Source organism: Paenalcaligenes sp. GW821-LYS-B07-1 (assembly GCF_058803365.1).
Genome location: NZ_CM179516.1, coordinates 1,113,010 through 1,129,950, shown reverse-complemented (window position 1 = coordinate 1,129,950; position 16,941 = coordinate 1,113,010). Strand labels below are relative to the sequence as shown.

The following is a 16,941-nucleotide window of genomic DNA, read 5'->3' as shown; positions in this document are numbered from 1 at the left end:
TATTAGCGTTTTTTACCTAATACCAAAGCCCCTGCTAACACACACACCGTACCTAGAATTTGCACAACAGTGATGGGCTCGTCTAAGAACCAACTGGCCAAGAACAGTACAGAGACGGGCCCTACCAACCCCATCTGAGCACTCATGGGGGCGCCGATGCGCTCTACTGCCCACATGGTCATAAACGTTGGCAATACGGTGTGAAACACAGCGTGTAGCACCGATAACCCATACACAGGTGCTGGCTGTATCAATACCCCCCAGCCTTGGGCCGAGATCAAGTGAATCAGCGTATACACAGCGGAAATACTCATGGCATACGCCACCAACCGCGTAGAGCCTATGTTCTTAATAAGCTCACCAGAAGCAATCAAATAGATAGAGTAAGACAGCGCTGACCCAAGCACAAAGAATGAACCCAGCAGTACATCATCCCCTGAAAAGGATAAGTCCTGTACAAACACCAGCCCTACCCCTAAATACGATAAGGCAAGTGCCAACCATTGCTTGGGCAAGATTTTTTTACGTAGAAATACTGCCGATAACAACAGCACAAAGGTGGGTGACAAGAACAAAATCAGTCGTTCTAGGCTGGCTGAAATACGTTCCAAACCCATGAAATCCAGCAAGCTAGCTAAGTAGTAACCTAAAAAGCCCAACACTAGCAGCTCAAACATTTGCTTAAGTGTTAAGGGTTTTAGTTGCCCTGCTCTCACCTTACGCATCTGCCAATACGCAATCATTAAAAACACCGGTAGCGCCAACAACATCCTAAACCCCAATACGGTCAACGCATTGACCCCATATTGATATGTCAGCTTTGCCACGATGGCTTTGGCTGAAAACAAAATGGAACCAAGACCTGCCAGTAACAGACCAGTGTACAAAGAGTTAGAGCGCAACGCCGCGCGAGCTTCATTATGCATGGGGGGGGTTGATGCTAAAGATGTAAAAAATATTGCCTAGGCAGACAAGTACACCATACAATGCATTCTTCACGCAATTTTTTGCTTGCAGTGCTACATATACGCGACGCCATGACAAAATCTTCTTTCTACAAAGAAGGAACGGATGTTCTGAAAACCCAGGCAAATCTGGGGCTACTCACCAAACATGTATTGGGTTCCATACATGCGGTGATTGCGTTGCGCATTGCACACTTAGGGCTTACTGCCATGCAATGGCGCCCTCTGGTGACTCTGCGCTATCACGAGCACATTAATACACCTGCTGGTCTTGCCAAGAAAATGGGAATGGACACAGGGGCTATGACGCGTACACTAGACCGGCTAGAAGCTAAAGGCTTGTTGTCACGTCAACGCTGTGAGCAAGATAGACGTGTAGTATTGCTGAGCCTAACACCCGAAGGCCACGAGGTTTCAGGTAAAATTCTGCCTGAAATTGCTGAAGCCTTAAACGTACACTTAGACGGCTTTAGCACTACTGAAATTTTTCAACTACTCTCCTTTCTGGACCGCTTGCGTCAGAATGGCGAAGCGGCTTTACGTTCATACGAATCTGACTCTTGAACCTTTCACTATTTTTTTCACAAATATCTGCCTAAGCAGTAAGCGCTTAGTCAGTATGTTTAAGCTAAATGTAAGCATGAAGCGAATCTACCCTCTAGTACTTGCTGCCCTTCTTAGTGGTTGTGCCGCTATAGACACACAGCCACTGCCCTTATCTCAAATAGAAGGCTCTACCCTTGGTCTGCAATCCAGCCAAATCAGCTGGCCAGAGGATCAGTGGTGGGTGCGGTACCACGATCCACAGCTTAATGACGTCATAGCACACGCTTTGCAGCAAAGCCCTAGCTTACAAATAGTGCAAGCCCGCTTACGTAAAGCACAAGCTGCTGTAGGTAGCGCCCGCGCGGTACAACTGCCTCAAGCTGATGCCAACTATAGCCTGACACGCCAACGTTACTCGGAACGCTACAGCACCCCCGCACCCTATGCAGGCTCTATGTATACCGATACATCGCTGCGCTTGAACATAGGTTTTGATCTGGATATTTGGGGTAAAAATCGTGCGTTATATGCCAGTGCGTTATCTCAAGAAGAGGCTGCCTCGGCAGACATTCAGGTGGCACGCAATGCGCTAATCAGCGCCGTTACCCAAAGCTATTTCAACTTGCAAAATGCCTTGGCCCAAGCCTACATGTTGAAAACGCTGGAACAGCAATATCAAGAAATTCAGACTATTACCGAGCAACGTATTAATGCTGGCTTGGACACTGAAGTAGAGCTGCAACAAGCTCGCTCATCCTTGGCCAGCACCCGTGCACAACAACTGCAAGCAGAAGGCAATGCGCAACTGCTACGTAATCAATTGGCCAGCCTAATGGGTGAAGGCCCTGCTGCCGGTGAAAAGCTGCAAGCTGTTACGCTGCAATTACCAGCGCAACTGCTGCCAGCCAATATTCCATTGGAGTTACTGGGTAGACGCCCTGATATTTTGGTTGCCAAACTAGGCATTGAAGCCAGCCAAGCCAAAATCAAAGCCGCTAAAGCCGACTTCTTCCCCAATGTTAATTTGAACGCTTTTGCCGGCTTCCTATCTCTGGGAGCCGATAACCTGCTGCACGGTGACAGTGGCGTCTATGGCGTTGGCCCGGCAATTAGCCTGCCCATTTTCCACGGTGGCGCATTAAACGCGCAGTTACATGCCCGTCAAGCAGAAACCGATGAAGCCATCGCGCAATACAACCAGCGTGTTTTGGACAGCGTGCGTGAAGTGGCCGATGCCATTAGCACCATCCACACTTTGGAAGCTAGGCAGCAACAGCAAATGCAAGCCTACGAGGCTATTTCTGTAGCCAGAGACATTGCCGTAGAGCGCTATAAGTCAGGCTTGGGTAATTACGTGCAAGTGCTGCTTGCACAAAACACCGTCACCCAGCAAGCCTTACTAACTACCGATCTACGTGTGCAAGCCTTTAATGCCGATGCTCAATTGGCTACCGCGCTAGGCGGTGGTTTTCAAGATCAATAATACAGCCCAAACACAGACAGACAATCATGACTACACAACCCTCTTCGCAACGTAAACGCTTGCTAACCGGCATTACTACGGTTTTTATTCTGATAGGCATAGCCTATGCCGTGTGGGCTCTGTTTCTTGCAGGTAATACCGAAAGCACTGAAGACGCCTATGTGCATGGCAACATGGTGCAGATTTCTGCCCGTCAAACGGGCACTGTACAAGCCATCTTGGCGGATGACACCGAGATGGTGCAGCAAGGCTCTCCATTGGTTGAGTTAGACCCTACTGACGTCAACATTGCCATGCAACAAGCAGAAGCACAGTTGGCACAAAGCGTACGTAAAACTCGTACTCTGTTTGCGCAAAATGATGCCTTAGAAGCAGAAGTACAAGTACAAGAAGCCGAAGCCCGCCAAGCTAAAGTGACACTGGAAAAGGCAGAAAGCGACTTACGTCGTCGTCAAAGCCTGCGCAAAATTGGCGGGGTAAGCGGTGAAGAAATCCTGCACGCTGAAGCCACCGTTAAAACTGCGCGTAGCGCCCTCAATAAAGCAGAAGCTGCCATACAAGCCGCTAAAGCTCGTTTGAATACCAATCTGGCGTTAACAGCAGGTACTACCGTAGAAAACCACCCCGACGTACAACTGGCCGCTGATCATTACCGCAATGCATGGTTAGCCACTACCCGTACACGCGTGGATGCGCCTACCAGCGGTATGGTGGCACAACGCTCGGTACAAGTAGGTCAACACGTTGCTGCAGGTACGACGCTGATGTCTGTGGTCCCGTTGGATCAACTCTGGGTTGAGGCTAACTTCAAAGAAAACCAGCTTAAAGACATGCGCGCAGGCCAAAAAGTGACGCTGAATGCAGACTTCTATGGCTCTACCGTGGAATACCACGGCGTTGTAGAAAACTTAGCGGCAGGTACAGGCAGTGCGTTCTCTTTACTGCCCGCACAAAATGCTAGCGGTAACTGGATCAAAGTGGTGCAACGTTTACCCGTACGCATACGCTTAGACCCTAAAGAGCTGCACAAGCACCCTCTGCGCATTGGCTTATCGATGCTGGTCATCGTAGATTTGGATAGCGAACCTGAAGACATATCCGGTGGCCCAGCTCATCTCAGCACCGATATCTTCCAACAAAATGACGATGCAGTGAACCAACGTATTGCTGACATTATTCAGGCCAATCTTGCATCATGAGTGACACCACTACTGACAGCAAACCCGCAGAAGGGCCCATCATCTACCCGCCGCTGCAAGGCCGTGCCCGGGTGATGGGTACTATTGCCCTGTCTGCAGCGGTGTTCATGAACGTGCTGGACTCCTCTATTGCCAACGTGTCGATTCCGACCATTGCTGGCGATTTGGGAGTAAGTAGCACACAAGGTACGTGGGTCATCACATCTTTTGCGGTAGCTAACGCCATCACCGTACCGTTAACGGGATGGCTCACTCAACGCTTCGGACAAGTGCGGTTATTCACCTTGTCCGTACTGCTCTTTGTACTGACCTCGTGGCTATGTGGTTTTGCCTGGTCGCTAGAATCGTTGGTGCTTTTCAGGGTATTACAGGGTGCAGTTGCTGGCCCCATGATCCCGTTATCTCAAGCCTTAATGCTAGGGAGTTACCCCCGCGATAAGGCGGGCTTTGCCCTCGCCATGTGGTCCATGACCATTTTGGTGGGGCCTATTGCCGGCCCCTTATTAGGGGGATGGATTTCTGACAACTACACTTGGCCGTGGATTTTCTATATCAACGTCCCCATTGGCTTATTAGCAGGCTGGGCCGCATGGCAAATCTACAATGAGCGCGAGTCTAGACGCCGAGAATTACCTATAGACACCATCGGGTTGGCACTACTGATAGTCTGGGTAGGTGCCCTACAAATCTTGCTGGATAAAGGTAAAGAACTGGATTGGTTTGCTAGCCCGTTCATCGTTATTCTGGCCGTCGTCTCCGTAGTGGCCTTTGTGTACTTCTTGATCTGGGAACTCACTGCCAAACACCCTATCGTAGATTTAACGCTATTCAAAGAGCGCAACTTCACTGCAGGCGTGTTATCGGTATCTATTGCCTATGGGGTGTTCTTTGGCTCGGTAGTACTGATGCCGCTATGGCTACAAAGCACCATGGGCTATACAGCCACCTGGGCGGGAGTAGCCTTAGCACCGGTGGGGATACTGGCCATTGTGCTCTCTCCTATAGTCGGTAAGCTACTTGGCAAACACGACCCTAGGGTATTGGCTACCTTTGCGTTTTTAGTGTTCTCGTTAACCAGCTACATACGTTCACGCTTCAATACGGATGTGGATATCTTGTCCATCATGCTGCCCACCTTCATTCAAGGGGCTGCCATGGCGACATTCTTTATTCCGTTGACCACCATTACCCTCTCGGGTTTGGCTCCAGAGCGTGTACCTGGTGCAGCAGGTTTGTCTAACTTTGCTCGTTTATTAGCGGGAGCTTTTGGTACCTCCATCACCACCACCGCGTGGGACGATCGCGCCAGCATGCACCATGCCCACTTAACCGAGATAGCGAGACCAGGAGAACCTGCTTTTGATTACGTCATGCAAACTGTGCGCAATCAAGGCTTTACACAGCAACAAGGCGCTGAAATGGTGAACCGCATTATTGAGCAACAAGCGCATACCATGTCGGTCACTGATATATTCTTGGCATCATCCATTATTTTCTTGCTGCTCTTAGGGCTAGTTTGGATCGCCAAACCCATCAAACCTAGTGCCGATAGCCCCAAACCTCCAGCGGATGCCCATTAAAAAGTGCTTGCATAATATTTGAAACACATGCTATAGTTTCTTTCTATTCCCTGATAGCTCAGTCGGTAGAGCGACGGACTGTTAATCCGCAGGTCGCAGGTTCGAGCCCTGCTCGGGGAGCCAAATTTAAAAGCCCAGCTATTTTTAGCTGGGCTTTTTCTTTTACCAATGGCTATACACGTTAGGTCAGCCAAAAAACAGAGCAGAAACCATGGTCAACCCATAGTTCACCACCCTGCTTTTCTCTCTCCCACTTAACGGCTCACGGTAGGTACCGATCTACGAGCAAAGAATCGACCTCGCCACGTCTGAGCAATAAACACCCCCAGCAAGGCTATGCCACCACCCATAATGTGATATGTCTTTAAGTGCTCATCCAGCAGCATAATCGCCAGACCGGCCGTCATCACAGGCAGTAAATTCATGAAAACACTGCAACGATTAGGACCTAAATACTCTATACCCTTGATCCAAAAAAACGGCAGCACCACAGACGCCAAAATACCGGCATACAAAATCAACGGAATCGTCGCGGTATCCAACATAGCCTGACCTTTGGGTACCCATAAAAACATGGGCAACATAAACACCAACGCCGAGATCGCCTGCATATAGGTAGACTGCCATGCTGGCAACGCTATCTGCCATTTACGCAACAACACACTGTAAAACGCATAACTGATAGCAGCCGTCAGCATCAACACATCACCTACACGGTAATTTCCTTTGATTAGTTCTAGCGGTGCGCCACCACTAATGAGGTAAGCCGTGCCCCACAAGGCAATAGCACCACCAAACACCATCCCCACTGTAGGAAATTCACGTAACACTAACGAGCTCACCAACATAGTGAGCAACGGGGTTAATGCTGTAATAATCGCCATGTTAGTCGCTGTAGAGGTATCCGCCGCCCAGTACGACAAGCATTGGTAAAACGCCATACTCAGAAAGCCCAAAAACATCAGCTTTGGCCAATACCGTTTCACTTGCGCTCGATTTTTCCATACTGGCCCAGCTATGAATAGGCTCATGATGCTGATGGCCAACGCCAATCTATAAAAGGTAATAGCTAAAGGGGATATCGCCCCCGACGCCATTTTAGAAACCACCACGTTACCGGCCCAGATGGCGATGGCCAAAAAGGGAAACAACCAGAATCTCATGCTCATCCTCTACACACATAAAAAGGCTATGTTGAGTCAAAGTCAAAAGACTGTATTAAGATAATGAGTCATTCGTTATCGCAAAAGAGACATAGTGAGCGTAGACCCGTTAGTACACCTGCCCTCAGAGACCGCAGCCCGCCCCATTACAGGTTTAGCGGTGGAGTATCCACATGCTCACGTCATAGCATCCCACGCTCATACTCGAGCACAGTTTCTCTATGCCACACAAGGCGTGATGGTGATAGAAACCAGTCGTGGACGTTGGGTGGTGCCACCCACTAGGGGCGTGTGGTTACTGGCTGACGTCAAACACACAGTACGCATGAGCGGTGCTGTCAGTATGCGTACGCTGTTTATAGACCCCGATGCCGCCCCCAACCTACCCGATACCGATTGCGTGTTAAATGTCTCACCTTTATTGCGTGAACTAATGCTAGAGGCTTCGCAAATACCACTGGACTACGAACTAGACAGCCGTGATGGTCGATTGATGCGCCTGATTCTGGATGAGCTACAAACCCTGCCTATTCTGCCCTTTTACCTGCCGTGGCCTGAAGAGAAGCGACTAAAACGTGTGTGCACACAACTCGCTAAACAACCCGACACACCCACCACTGCCGACCAGTGGGCAGAACAATTGGCCATGAGCACCAAAACCTTCCATCGGCAATTTAGACACCACACAGGCATTACCTTTGGACAATGGCGCCAGTTGGCCCGCTTACTACTGTCGCTGGAAAGCTTGGCGCAAGGCGCCCCTATCGTTCAGGTAGCGTTAGAGCACGGCTACAATAGCCAAAGCGCCTATACCGCCATGTTTAAACGCCACTTCGGCATGACCCCCTCTGCCTTCTATCAATAGCCATATATTTGACACGCCACCCAGCGCGCAGGCTGAACAACCATGCGCCATGTGATGGTCACAAAAAAGCCCAGCAGGCCTATTTATTGCCTACTGGGCTTATGAGGCGTAACCAAGCCAACACCACCTCAGCTAGCTAAACTGCTTTATTACACCGCCACTTTTCTACCATAGGCATCGCGTACCAAGCGTTCAAACGCCTCATACATCATCTGCAAACGTGTGAAGCTACCCGCATCACGGGTAATAGGATCGGCACTATTGGCAATTTCCACCAGCAGCAACGACACCGTTTCTACGGGGGTATCTTTGCATAGCTCACCACGCGCTACAGCCTGATGCATACCCGAGAACACGGATGCCTGTAGCTCTTTGGTATAGCGGGTAACTGCTTCACGTGCCAGCGGCGTAATTTGATCGCGCTCAGAGCGCATGCGCGCAATCAAACTCCATGGATGGCCTGTGCTGCCTGAAGGATTGAAGATCAAATAGCGCGAGCGATTGAACTGCATACTTTGCTGTATCTTTTCGCTTAAATCATTCTCGGACAGCCAAATTTGATCAAAATGCCCTATCGTACGTTGGCAGTACTCCACTGTGACTTCCTCTATAAGCTGATGCTTATGCCGGTAGTGATAGTGCACATTACCCCGCGTACAATCAAGCTCTTCGGCGATCTGCTGAAATCTAAACCCCGCACTACCGTGCGCGATCAACATACGCGTAGCCTCTTGCTTGATGCGCTCTTTCATTGAGAGCATTTCATTCAATTCTTTTTTCATGCCTATAAATTAACTAATTCCTACCAAATTAAATTACGCGGCGCTTAAACCACCATCCGTCACTAATACTGAACCTACGCTAAATGACGAATCCGCCGAGGCCAAAAATAAAATTGCTTTAGCAATCTCTTCCGGTTGTCCTAAACGCATCACAGGCTGCCTTGCGGAAAGCTGCTGTAATAAGGCTTGTGGGTCCTCGGCTTTTGCTAGCATGTCAGTAAAGTACGGCGATTGTACCGTTCCTGGTGCTACACAATTCACCCGAATATTTTCGGCAGCATGATCCAAAGCCATCGCACGTGTCAGTGCAATCACGGCACCTTTAGACGCACAATACGCAGCCCGTTCACGCAAGCCTACTAGACCCGCTACCGAAGCGGTATTCACAATAACCCCGCCCCCTTGTTGACGCATCATAGGGATAACGTACTTACAACCGTAAAACACACCATCTACGTTCACACGCATCAATCGCGTCCAATCGTCTTCTGAGGTGTTTTCTACCGTACTAGCCAGACCAAAACCCGCATTGTTCACCAGCACATCAACACGTCCAAAATGATCCTGCGTACGCTGCAGCATTTGCTGTACAGAAATAGAATCAGCCACATCCACCTGCACAGCCAGCGCCGATGCCCCAACACTCATCACCAAACTTTGCTGCAGCATTTGTGCGGCAACCAAATCCTTATCTGCTACCACAACGCTTGCGCCTTCGGCTGCAAATAACTGTGCCGTTGCAGCCCCTATACCTGAGGCTGCTCCGGTAATGACAGCGACTTTATGCTGTAGTTTCATTGATGGTTCCTAGCGCACTTTCAAGATAGAAAACTCACGCTGTACGACGCTGGCAATACTTTGCGCCACCACCCACGACGACTTAGGATTAGACGGCGACGGCGTATTACTCAACACCAAACGCATACTGCCAAACTGACTGGTGATGTGTATAACGTGCTGGTTTTGCGTAAGCGTTGGATCCACCACGACTTTGACCTTGGTTTTCTGCATCCCCACACCTGCAAGCGCCAAGGTTGCTGCCACGTTCAGGTTTTTGGGATAGCGCTGCGCTGCTTCTGCTGCATTGCCTTCAAACAGCAGTATTTCTGTAGAAACCGACGCTGGTTCTATGTTGAGCTCGGCCAACTCAGGCAACCACGCCGCCACAGGTTTACGAGACTCATACACCACCTGCAAATCAGGCGCATGACGTACTGACTGCAGGTAATCCAATCCACCTATAGCACCCGAAGGCAATAGAATTTGCGACCCGTTTTCTCCTGCAACACGGACCAGCTCATCCACCAGCGCTGCATCAGTTAACGCACCAATAGACGTGATCACCACTGAAATACCCAACTCCAAACATGCAGGTAAGTACTCCCGTACAGCAGCTTGTGCCGCTGCTTCAATCACGAGTTGCGGCTTAAACGCTAAAAGCTCTTCTAGCGACGCACATTCAATCACACCTTCAGGCAATTCAGCTTGAAGAGGGTCTGGTCGTCTGAGTACCAGCAACTTCGTTTGTTGTGCACTAAACATAGGCTGCAATGTTTTAAAAACATCTTGGCCTATGGCACCGAAGCCGATAAACGCTACGCTATTTATCATGTTCAAACCTCGAAAACCAATTCAATAAAGTATCGTTATAGATATGTGACAAGGTGATGGGAAAGAAATGTCCACCCGTTGGCCAACTGGTCAAGGTGGCGCCTGCCACTAGAGTCTGTAGCTCTTTTTGTAATGCATGCGGAACCACAGCATCGTCCTCAGCGCTCAAAATCAAACTAGGAATATTCAAGGCTGCAGCCTGACTTCTACCGTCAAACTGCAACAATGCCTCTATACGTTCCTGCACTGTCTGGACCTGCTCTGGCCCCCATTTTTTTCCTGTTGCTACAAAGGCGTTGTGTTTCCATATCCATTCTGCGGGATACGATAAATACACGCCTTGCTGCTCATAGCATTGCGGGTCCAAGCGCAATAATTGCGCTCGTAATGCAAATAGGTTTTGCATGTACGCATTAGGCCCTGCCCAGGTTGCTCCTAACACCAAAGAGCGCACTTTTTCTGGATGGACATAGGCCAACTGCTGCGCAATACATCCCCCAGTTGAGTGGCCTACAACATGCGCCTGCTCAACCCCGCAATGCGTTAAAAGTTGATTAAAGTCTTCTGCCAACTGGGCAATGCTTACTTTGGCTGTACCACGCTCTGAACCACCAATCCCTCGTTGATCCATACAGATCACGTGATAGTGCTGAGCCGCTAACGCGGCACTCACACCTTTCCAGAAGGCGGCGCTACCGCCTAAGCCACTGATGAGCAATACAGCAGGACCTTCCCCTGTACGCTCTACAGCAAAGGTTGCGCCATCCACACTAGACTCAAAGTAAGACGTCATTGCCCTAACCCCTACTACTGTTTGCGAGCGTCTTCGATTTGACGCAGGAAGTCTTCACCGCCGGGAGAGTCTTGCGTAATGCGAGCCCAGCCAGCGCGCGCTTTCTCTTTGAACGGTGTCAAATCAGGGCGCACGATAGTAATGCCTTTTTCTTCCATGGTCTTGAAGCCATCCGCCATCTTTTGATCTTGGTACTGCAGCGCTACTTCCATCGCAGATTGAGAGGCTTCTTTAATGGCTTGCTGTACATCTTCTGGGTAGCTGGCGTATTTAGCCTTGGACATGATGAACAAGCTAGGCAACTGATGCACTTCACTCACGGTGTAGTACTTGATGGTCTCCGAGAAACCGTCACCCACCGTTTGATCAGGGCTCAGCTCAGCCGCATCTACCACACCGTTTTGCAACGCCAAGAACAGCTCACCGTAGGCGGTAGGTGTAGGCTGAGAACCTAAAGAGCGGTACGCCTCTACATAACCTGGAGACTGAATCACACGTACTTTCAGGTGGCTCATGTCTTCCACATTGTTGATGGGCTTCATGGATGCCATGCTGCGTGCATAAATTGCCCCCCAGCCCAGACCTACCATGCCGTATTTATCCAGCTCTTCCAGTAAACGATCACCTACCGGGCCTTGCATGATGGTGTTGGCTTCTTCGTAGTTGTCGAACAAATACGGCAGTGACAACACACGGTACTCACGCACGGTGTTTTCTAACGAAGGTTGGCCCATGATGGACGCGTCCACCACACCAGTACGCAAGCCTTGTACCAGTTTCAACTCACCGCCCAATGTGCCGGACGGGAAGATTTTCACGGTTACTTCGCCATTGGTTTTCTCATTCATCAGCTTGGCGAAATGCTCGGCTGCTGCTTGATAAGAACTGTTTTCGCTCAGCGCATGGCCAATATTGATTTCGATTGGTTTGGCGCTTACACCCAATGCCACCGCTAACAGCGACATACCAGCCATAAATTTGACTACTTTTTTCATGCTACGGTCTCCCAACGTTATTTTTAGTTGAACCATTCTTTTAACAACAATGGCCCATAGGTAATCAGCATTAAATTAATAAACAAGATGCCAAGAAATACAGACAGTGGTCGCATCAATTTTTCCATTGATACTTTGGCAATACCACAAACCAAGAACAAGTTCACACCAACCGGAGGAGTCACCATCCCTACTGCCAAGTTGACGATCACAATCAAACCGAAGTGCACGGGATCAATGCCCAAGCTCACTGCTACCGGTGCGAGTACTGGTGCCAGAATCAAAATGGCAGCAAAGGTTTCCATAAACAAACCAATCACCAGCAACGCAATATTCACAATCAGCAGGAATACATAAGGATTATCGGAAACCGACAAAATGGCCGAGGCAATGTACTGAGGAATCTGATACAGCGACAAGGCATAAGCGAACACCGATGCAAAACCTACAATCAACATCACAATGGCTGATGTAATCGCGGACTCCCAGAGAATCGCAGGCAATTCTTTAAGGTTGATCTCCTTATAAATAAAGGTACCCACTACAAACGCATACGCTACTGCCATCACAGCCGCTTCTGTGGCCGTGAACATCCCGCCGTAAATTCCACCCAGAATCAGAACCGGCAACATCAGCGACAAGAAAGCTGATCGCAATGCCCGCATTACGCCTACAAACCATTCCTTGAAAGACACACGTTTGGTATCGCCATAGCCTTTAATGGATGACCAGATAATGATGGTCAGCATTAAAGAGAAACCGATCATCAAACCAGGAATAATCCCAGCAAAGAACATTTGTGCGACCGACGTACCCGTCAACATGGCATACACGATCATCGGTACAGAAGGTGGCAAAATCACACCCAACTCACCCGATGCCGCCACTACCGATGCCGAAAAAGCGCGTGGGTAACGGTTACGTTCCATCTCAGGAATCATCACCCCACCAATAGCCGCCGTAGTCGCTGACGACGAACCACTAATGGTAGAAAAGAACATGGTGGTCAACACAGTCGCTGCACCCAGACCGCCCTTAACCCAACCAATCAGTGCCATCCCCAGCTCGATCAAACGCTTCGCAATACCACCGCTTTGCATCAATCTACCGGCCAACACGAAGTATGGAATCGCCATCAAGGCAAATGAATCCATCGCTTCGAAAATGGTTTGCGGCAACACAATCAGCGGCAAACCTTTTTCCAATACCGCAGGAATAGGAGCGATACCTAAGCTGAGCGAAACCGGCACACTCAGTAAAAACAACCCCAACAGCAGAATAATTCCAAATCCCATCATGATCGTCTCCTACTCTATATTTTCGCCATTGGTAAACCGTATATCTTCACCACGGGAAATGGTTTCGATAATGAGGGCTACTGTGTTCACGATCATGAGGCTAAAACCCAAGGGCATTGCTACGTACACCCATGTTTTAGGCATGGACAGCACCGGACTAGACTCAATCGCACCAAACTCCAAGAACTCCATGCCTAACTGCACCATCAGCACAAAGAACCCCAAACACACGACTAACGAGACGTAGCGTAAGAACACCCCAATTTTCTTGGGCAAACTAAACACCACCACGTCTAATGAAATAAGCTGCGCTTTTCGGCACGCAATAGATGCGCCCAAAAAGATCACCCAAATCATCAAGTAACGTGCCACCTCTTCTGTCCACGGTGCGGCAATATTCAAGCTGAACGTCCCCAGCAGAAAACGTACTGCCACCTGCCATAAAGTGCACAACGTCATGCCTAACAAGCACACCGCCAACACCCACCGAATAGCGCAGTTCAAACTATCAACCAACTTAACTAGGCGTATCATGCGCGCTCCTCTATCTCTCTAAGTTGTAACTGCACCGCTGCCATAGCTTGATCACGCCACGCACGCTTGGCATCTAGGCGCTCTAAGCCCAATGATGCTCGCATAGCCTGATGCAAGGTTTGAATTAATGGCGTATCTACCGGCGGGCGTAACCCTTTGGCTTCTGCCATCTCATTAAAAATATGCCCGTAACGTTCCAAGTAACCCTGTATGCCTGTGGGTGCATTTAAATCTATGCCTTCCAACGGGCCTACCACTGACCACCGCAACCCTAGTCCTTGGCTAATGATCAAGTCGGCATCTGCTGGGCGTATCACCCCATCAGCGATCAACTCAAACATTTCCATCAATAACGCGCCCTGCAAACGATTCAATACAAAGCCAGACACCTCCTTTTCCAGAACCACGGGTCTTTGCCCCAACTGCCGCATAAACGCGCACGCTGTCTTCACCACCTCTGGACTAGTCCACTCTGCCCCTACCACTTCCACAATAGGCATCAGATGCGGAGGTGTCATAGGATGCACTACCAAGCAACGCTCACGTTGCACCAAATCACGCGTAAACAAACTCGCGCCATAAGTAGAAGTAGAACTTGCAAAAATAGCTGTATCTTTTGCCTGAGCTGCCATATCAGCAAAGAGTTGCTGCTTCAATGTCAGATTTTCCGAGGCGGCTTCCTGTATGTAATCAGCATCGTGTAATGCTTCTGCCAAACTGGTGTGAATAGTAATGCGCGACATCACGGCGTCAACGCTATCGCCTTCCATCAATAACGGGGTGGAGTTTTGTACACTCTCACGGATAACCGACCTGATACGCTCAACGCTGTTCACATCATGATCGTAAATACTGGTTTGTATCCCAGCACGAGCAAACACGACGGCCCATGAACTGCCGATAATCCCACCACCTATTACAGCTACTTTTTTCATACTGCTCACCACTAGCCTATAGGCGAAAACGATACCGGTTTCAAAATACGTGTCTGCTGCGTATCAATCAAATCAATGACTTTCTCCAAATACGCTTGCCATTTTTCATCAGCCAGCATTTGACTACGAGCCCTGTCGCGCTCATCTAAGCTCTCGTATGACCACAATGCCACCACGTGATTAAGCTCGCCTATCTCAGAGATAAAATACCCCAGAAATTTGCCCAAATACTGTTTTTGCAATGCCAACCCATGCTCTTCATAGGTACGTACAAACTGGTTTACTAACCCAGGTTTAATACGGTAATCACGCTCTTCTATATACACAGCCCTCTCCTTTTACGACTTAGTCCAACCAAATACGGTGTTGGCTTCTATTTCCTCAATATTGTCAGGACGAGGAAATGGCTCAGGAGGTACATCACTAGCCTTACGCTCTCTACCAATTTGTTTGAAAAAATCATCCAAACCACCAGGCATCAGCATCCAGAAGAACGACAACGGCCCTGACCCCGTATTCACAAATTTATGCGTGCTCTTAGATGCCAAATACAACGAGGCACCTGGCGCTAACGTATGTTCCACACCATCCAACACCACGAAGCCTTCGCCTTCGTAGATATAAATCACTTCTTCATGCGTGTCGTGCATGTGTTCACGCACATAACAGCCTGGATCAATGGTTTGCGTACCTGCCGAAAATGCTGCTTTCGCCTCTAGCGCCTTGCTATTAAATAAACAACGTACAAAACCATTCGCTGGCACAGGCTGCCAGTAACTCTCGCTGCCCGTGGGTTGTACTAGACACGAGCCAGATGCAAAAACTTGCTTTCCCATCAATCCACCCTTATTAACTTACATGTTTGTCAGTTTTGTTAGGTGTAAGTATCTGGATTTTTGCTTGCCTATTAAACTAGGGAAATCCCGAAACATAAAAAAATGCTGCCAAAAACTAACAAACATGTAAGTAAAGAGACAAGGGATTAGGGTTTTCATGAGTGAACAAAAAGTCAAAATATGCCCACGCCACAAATAATTCATGTCTTCTTCACAAGGGGCTTGTGTTAATTTTTGAAACTATGCTATAGTTCTTTCTTTACCGATTCCCCGATAGCTCAGTCGGTAGAGCGACGGACTGTTAATCCGCAGGTCGCAGGTTCGAGCCCTGCTCGGGGAGCCAGATTTAAAAAAGCGCTTATGTTCACACATAGGCGCTTTTTGTTTTTCCCGCCCATATTCTGGGCAACCACACCTTCTACACCCCATAAAAAAACGCCACCCTTAGGTGACGTTTTCGGTTTATGTTGCCACTTAGGGATTGGCGTTATAACTGCTGTAACCCATCATTTCAGACAGCTCTTTAGCATAGCTATCTACAATTTCTTTTAGCTCATCAACTGAGGGCTGTACACCCAAGTCCACACGTTCTAGGTACGGTACATTCAAACATGCCACCACGGTTTGATTAGGTCCAAACACTGGGTACGCAATATTCACAATGCCTTTTACCTGCTGGCTAGGGGTTTCGGCGTAACCACTGACCCGCACTTGCTTTAAGACCTTATCCAGTTGCGCTTTGGTTAATGTACTTTCACCGTCTACTGGCCCGTGCAAGGCCAAAATACGCTCGCGCTCGGACTCTTCTCGGTAAGCTAACAATACATGCCCAGACGCCGTGTCACGCAATCCAACTAAAGCCCCCACTTTTAAACCAAAAGACCACCGTTCCGGGCTATCTATTTGTGCAATCACCACCACTTTCGCATCTTGCAACACAGTAAGGTGACACGATTGCCTTGCCTGATTAACCAGTTTTCGCATTAACGGTGTAGCAATACTCACCAACGAACGCAAAGGCCTATGTTGATGTGCCAACTTAAACATGCGCAACGTAAGGCTGTATCTGCCGTTCTCATCCACCTGCACCCAGTCGCATCGCTCTAGCGTCATCACCATTCTAAAAATCTCATTCATGCTGCGATCCAGCTTTTTAGAGATTTCGTTCAAGGTGTAGCCCTCGTAAGAATCAGATAACACCTCAAGGATATTCAACCCTTTCTCAAGCGCAGGAGCCGCATAGCGCGGTGCTGTAGTTGTATCGGCTGTTTTTTTCGCAGTAACCATTCAGGACGCTTAGCTTCGTATTCGCACACAGTAAACACAATGGGCAGCGCCAACCTAGGCCAACGCGCC

General features: G+C 49.0%; 18 protein-coding genes and 2 tRNA genes. 7 read left to right on the top strand and 13 right to left on the bottom strand.

Annotated features, from left to right (window positions below):
• Positions 1-2: 2 nt before the first annotated feature.
• On the bottom strand, positions 3-926 hold the full coding sequence (locus tag AC3QL0_RS05265) for a DMT family transporter (RefSeq protein WP_493010394.1): 924 nt from the start codon (positions 924-926) through the stop codon (positions 3-5).
• Positions 927-1,037: 111 nt separating this feature from the next.
• Here AC3QL0_RS05265 and AC3QL0_RS05260 point away from each other — a divergent pair, with 111 nt between their 5' ends.
• The 5 genes from AC3QL0_RS05260 to AC3QL0_RS05240 all read left to right on the top strand — a co-directional run bounded on the left by AC3QL0_RS05260 (position 1,038) and on the right by AC3QL0_RS05240 (position 5,896).
• Complete coding sequence (locus AC3QL0_RS05260) at positions 1,038-1,529, top strand: MarR family winged helix-turn-helix transcriptional regulator (RefSeq protein ID WP_135866817.1); 492 nt, start codon at positions 1,038-1,040, stop codon at positions 1,527-1,529.
• A 76-nt stretch (positions 1,530-1,605) separates the two neighbouring features.
• Positions 1,606-2,994, top strand: coding sequence for an efflux transporter outer membrane subunit (locus tag AC3QL0_RS05255; protein ID WP_493010393.1), 1,389 nt, complete (start codon positions 1,606-1,608; stop codon positions 2,992-2,994).
• Positions 2,995-3,020: 26 nt separating this feature from the next.
• Complete coding sequence (locus tag AC3QL0_RS05250; protein WP_493010392.1) at positions 3,021-4,193, top strand: HlyD family secretion protein; 1,173 nt, start codon at positions 3,021-3,023, stop codon at positions 4,191-4,193.
• On the top strand, positions 4,190-5,773 hold the full coding sequence (locus AC3QL0_RS05245; RefSeq protein ID WP_493010391.1) for a DHA2 family efflux MFS transporter permease subunit: 1,584 nt from the start codon (positions 4,190-4,192) through the stop codon (positions 5,771-5,773). Before AC3QL0_RS05250 ends, AC3QL0_RS05245 begins: the two co-directional genes overlap by 4 nt.
• Before the next feature lie 47 nt (positions 5,774-5,820).
• Positions 5,821-5,896: transfer RNA gene (locus AC3QL0_RS05240), tRNA-Asn, on the top strand.
• Positions 5,897-6,027: 131 nt separating this feature from the next.
• Here the strand turns inward: AC3QL0_RS05240 and AC3QL0_RS05235 are convergent.
• Positions 6,028-6,936, bottom strand: a complete 909-nt coding sequence (locus tag AC3QL0_RS05235) for a DMT family transporter (RefSeq protein WP_493010390.1) — start codon at positions 6,934-6,936, stop codon at positions 6,028-6,030.
• A 94-nt stretch (positions 6,937-7,030) separates the two neighbouring features.
• Between AC3QL0_RS05235 and AC3QL0_RS05230 the strand changes: the two genes are divergently transcribed.
• The gene (locus AC3QL0_RS05230) at positions 7,031-7,801 is read left to right on the top strand and encodes an AraC family transcriptional regulator (protein ID WP_493010389.1); all 771 of its coding nucleotides are present in this window, start codon (positions 7,031-7,033) and stop codon (positions 7,799-7,801) included.
• A gap of 149 nt (positions 7,802-7,950) precedes the next feature.
• Here AC3QL0_RS05230 and AC3QL0_RS05225 read toward each other — a convergent pair whose 3' ends face one another.
• The 10 genes from AC3QL0_RS05225 to AC3QL0_RS05180 are packed head-to-tail and all read right to left on the bottom strand — an operon-like array spanning position 7,951 to position 15,585.
• A complete protein-coding gene (locus tag AC3QL0_RS05225) occupies positions 7,951-8,583 on the bottom strand; it encodes a TetR/AcrR family transcriptional regulator (RefSeq protein ID WP_493010388.1) in 633 nt (210 codons plus the stop codon).
• 33 nt (positions 8,584-8,616) lie between these two features.
• Complete coding sequence (locus tag AC3QL0_RS05220; RefSeq protein ID WP_493010387.1) at positions 8,617-9,381, bottom strand: SDR family oxidoreductase; 765 nt, start codon at positions 9,379-9,381, stop codon at positions 8,617-8,619.
• A 9-nt stretch (positions 9,382-9,390) separates the two neighbouring features.
• Positions 9,391-10,194, bottom strand: a complete 804-nt coding sequence (locus tag AC3QL0_RS05215; protein ID WP_493010386.1) for an aspartate dehydrogenase — start codon at positions 10,192-10,194, stop codon at positions 9,391-9,393.
• Positions 10,184-10,987, bottom strand: coding sequence for an alpha/beta fold hydrolase (locus tag AC3QL0_RS05210; protein ID WP_493010385.1), 804 nt, complete (start codon positions 10,985-10,987; stop codon positions 10,184-10,186). Before AC3QL0_RS05210 ends, AC3QL0_RS05215 begins: the two co-directional genes overlap by 11 nt.
• A 14-nt stretch (positions 10,988-11,001) precedes the next feature.
• On the bottom strand, positions 11,002-11,982 hold the full coding sequence (locus AC3QL0_RS05205) for a TRAP transporter substrate-binding protein (protein WP_493010384.1): 981 nt from the start codon (positions 11,980-11,982) through the stop codon (positions 11,002-11,004).
• A gap of 23 nt (positions 11,983-12,005) precedes the next feature.
• Complete coding sequence (locus AC3QL0_RS05200) at positions 12,006-13,277, bottom strand: TRAP transporter large permease (RefSeq protein WP_493010944.1); 1,272 nt, start codon at positions 13,275-13,277, stop codon at positions 12,006-12,008.
• Between the two features lie 12 nt (positions 13,278-13,289).
• Complete coding sequence (locus tag AC3QL0_RS05195; RefSeq protein WP_430223676.1) at positions 13,290-13,814, bottom strand: TRAP transporter small permease; 525 nt, start codon at positions 13,812-13,814, stop codon at positions 13,290-13,292.
• A complete protein-coding gene (locus tag AC3QL0_RS05190) occupies positions 13,811-14,749 on the bottom strand; it encodes a 3-hydroxyacyl-CoA dehydrogenase (RefSeq protein ID WP_493010383.1) in 939 nt (312 codons plus the stop codon). Before AC3QL0_RS05190 ends, AC3QL0_RS05195 begins: the two co-directional genes overlap by 4 nt.
• Before the next feature lie 11 nt (positions 14,750-14,760).
• Positions 14,761-15,075, bottom strand: coding sequence for an NIPSNAP family protein (locus AC3QL0_RS05185; protein ID WP_493010382.1), 315 nt, complete (start codon positions 15,073-15,075; stop codon positions 14,761-14,763).
• Between the two features lie 12 nt (positions 15,076-15,087).
• Positions 15,088-15,585 carry a cupin domain-containing protein gene (locus AC3QL0_RS05180; protein ID WP_493010381.1) on the bottom strand — a complete coding sequence of 166 codons (498 nt, stop codon included), beginning with the start codon at positions 15,583-15,585 and terminating at the stop codon, positions 15,088-15,090.
• A 267-nt stretch (positions 15,586-15,852) separates the two neighbouring features.
• Between AC3QL0_RS05180 and AC3QL0_RS05175 the strand changes: the two genes are divergently transcribed.
• Positions 15,853-15,928, top strand: a tRNA-Asn gene (locus tag AC3QL0_RS05175).
• 131 nt (positions 15,929-16,059) lie between these two features.
• Here AC3QL0_RS05175 and AC3QL0_RS05170 read toward each other — a convergent pair.
• Entirely contained in the window at positions 16,060-16,872 is an 813-nt protein-coding gene (locus AC3QL0_RS05170; protein WP_493010380.1) for an IclR family transcriptional regulator, read from the bottom strand.
• Positions 16,873-16,941: the final 69 nt, after the last annotated feature.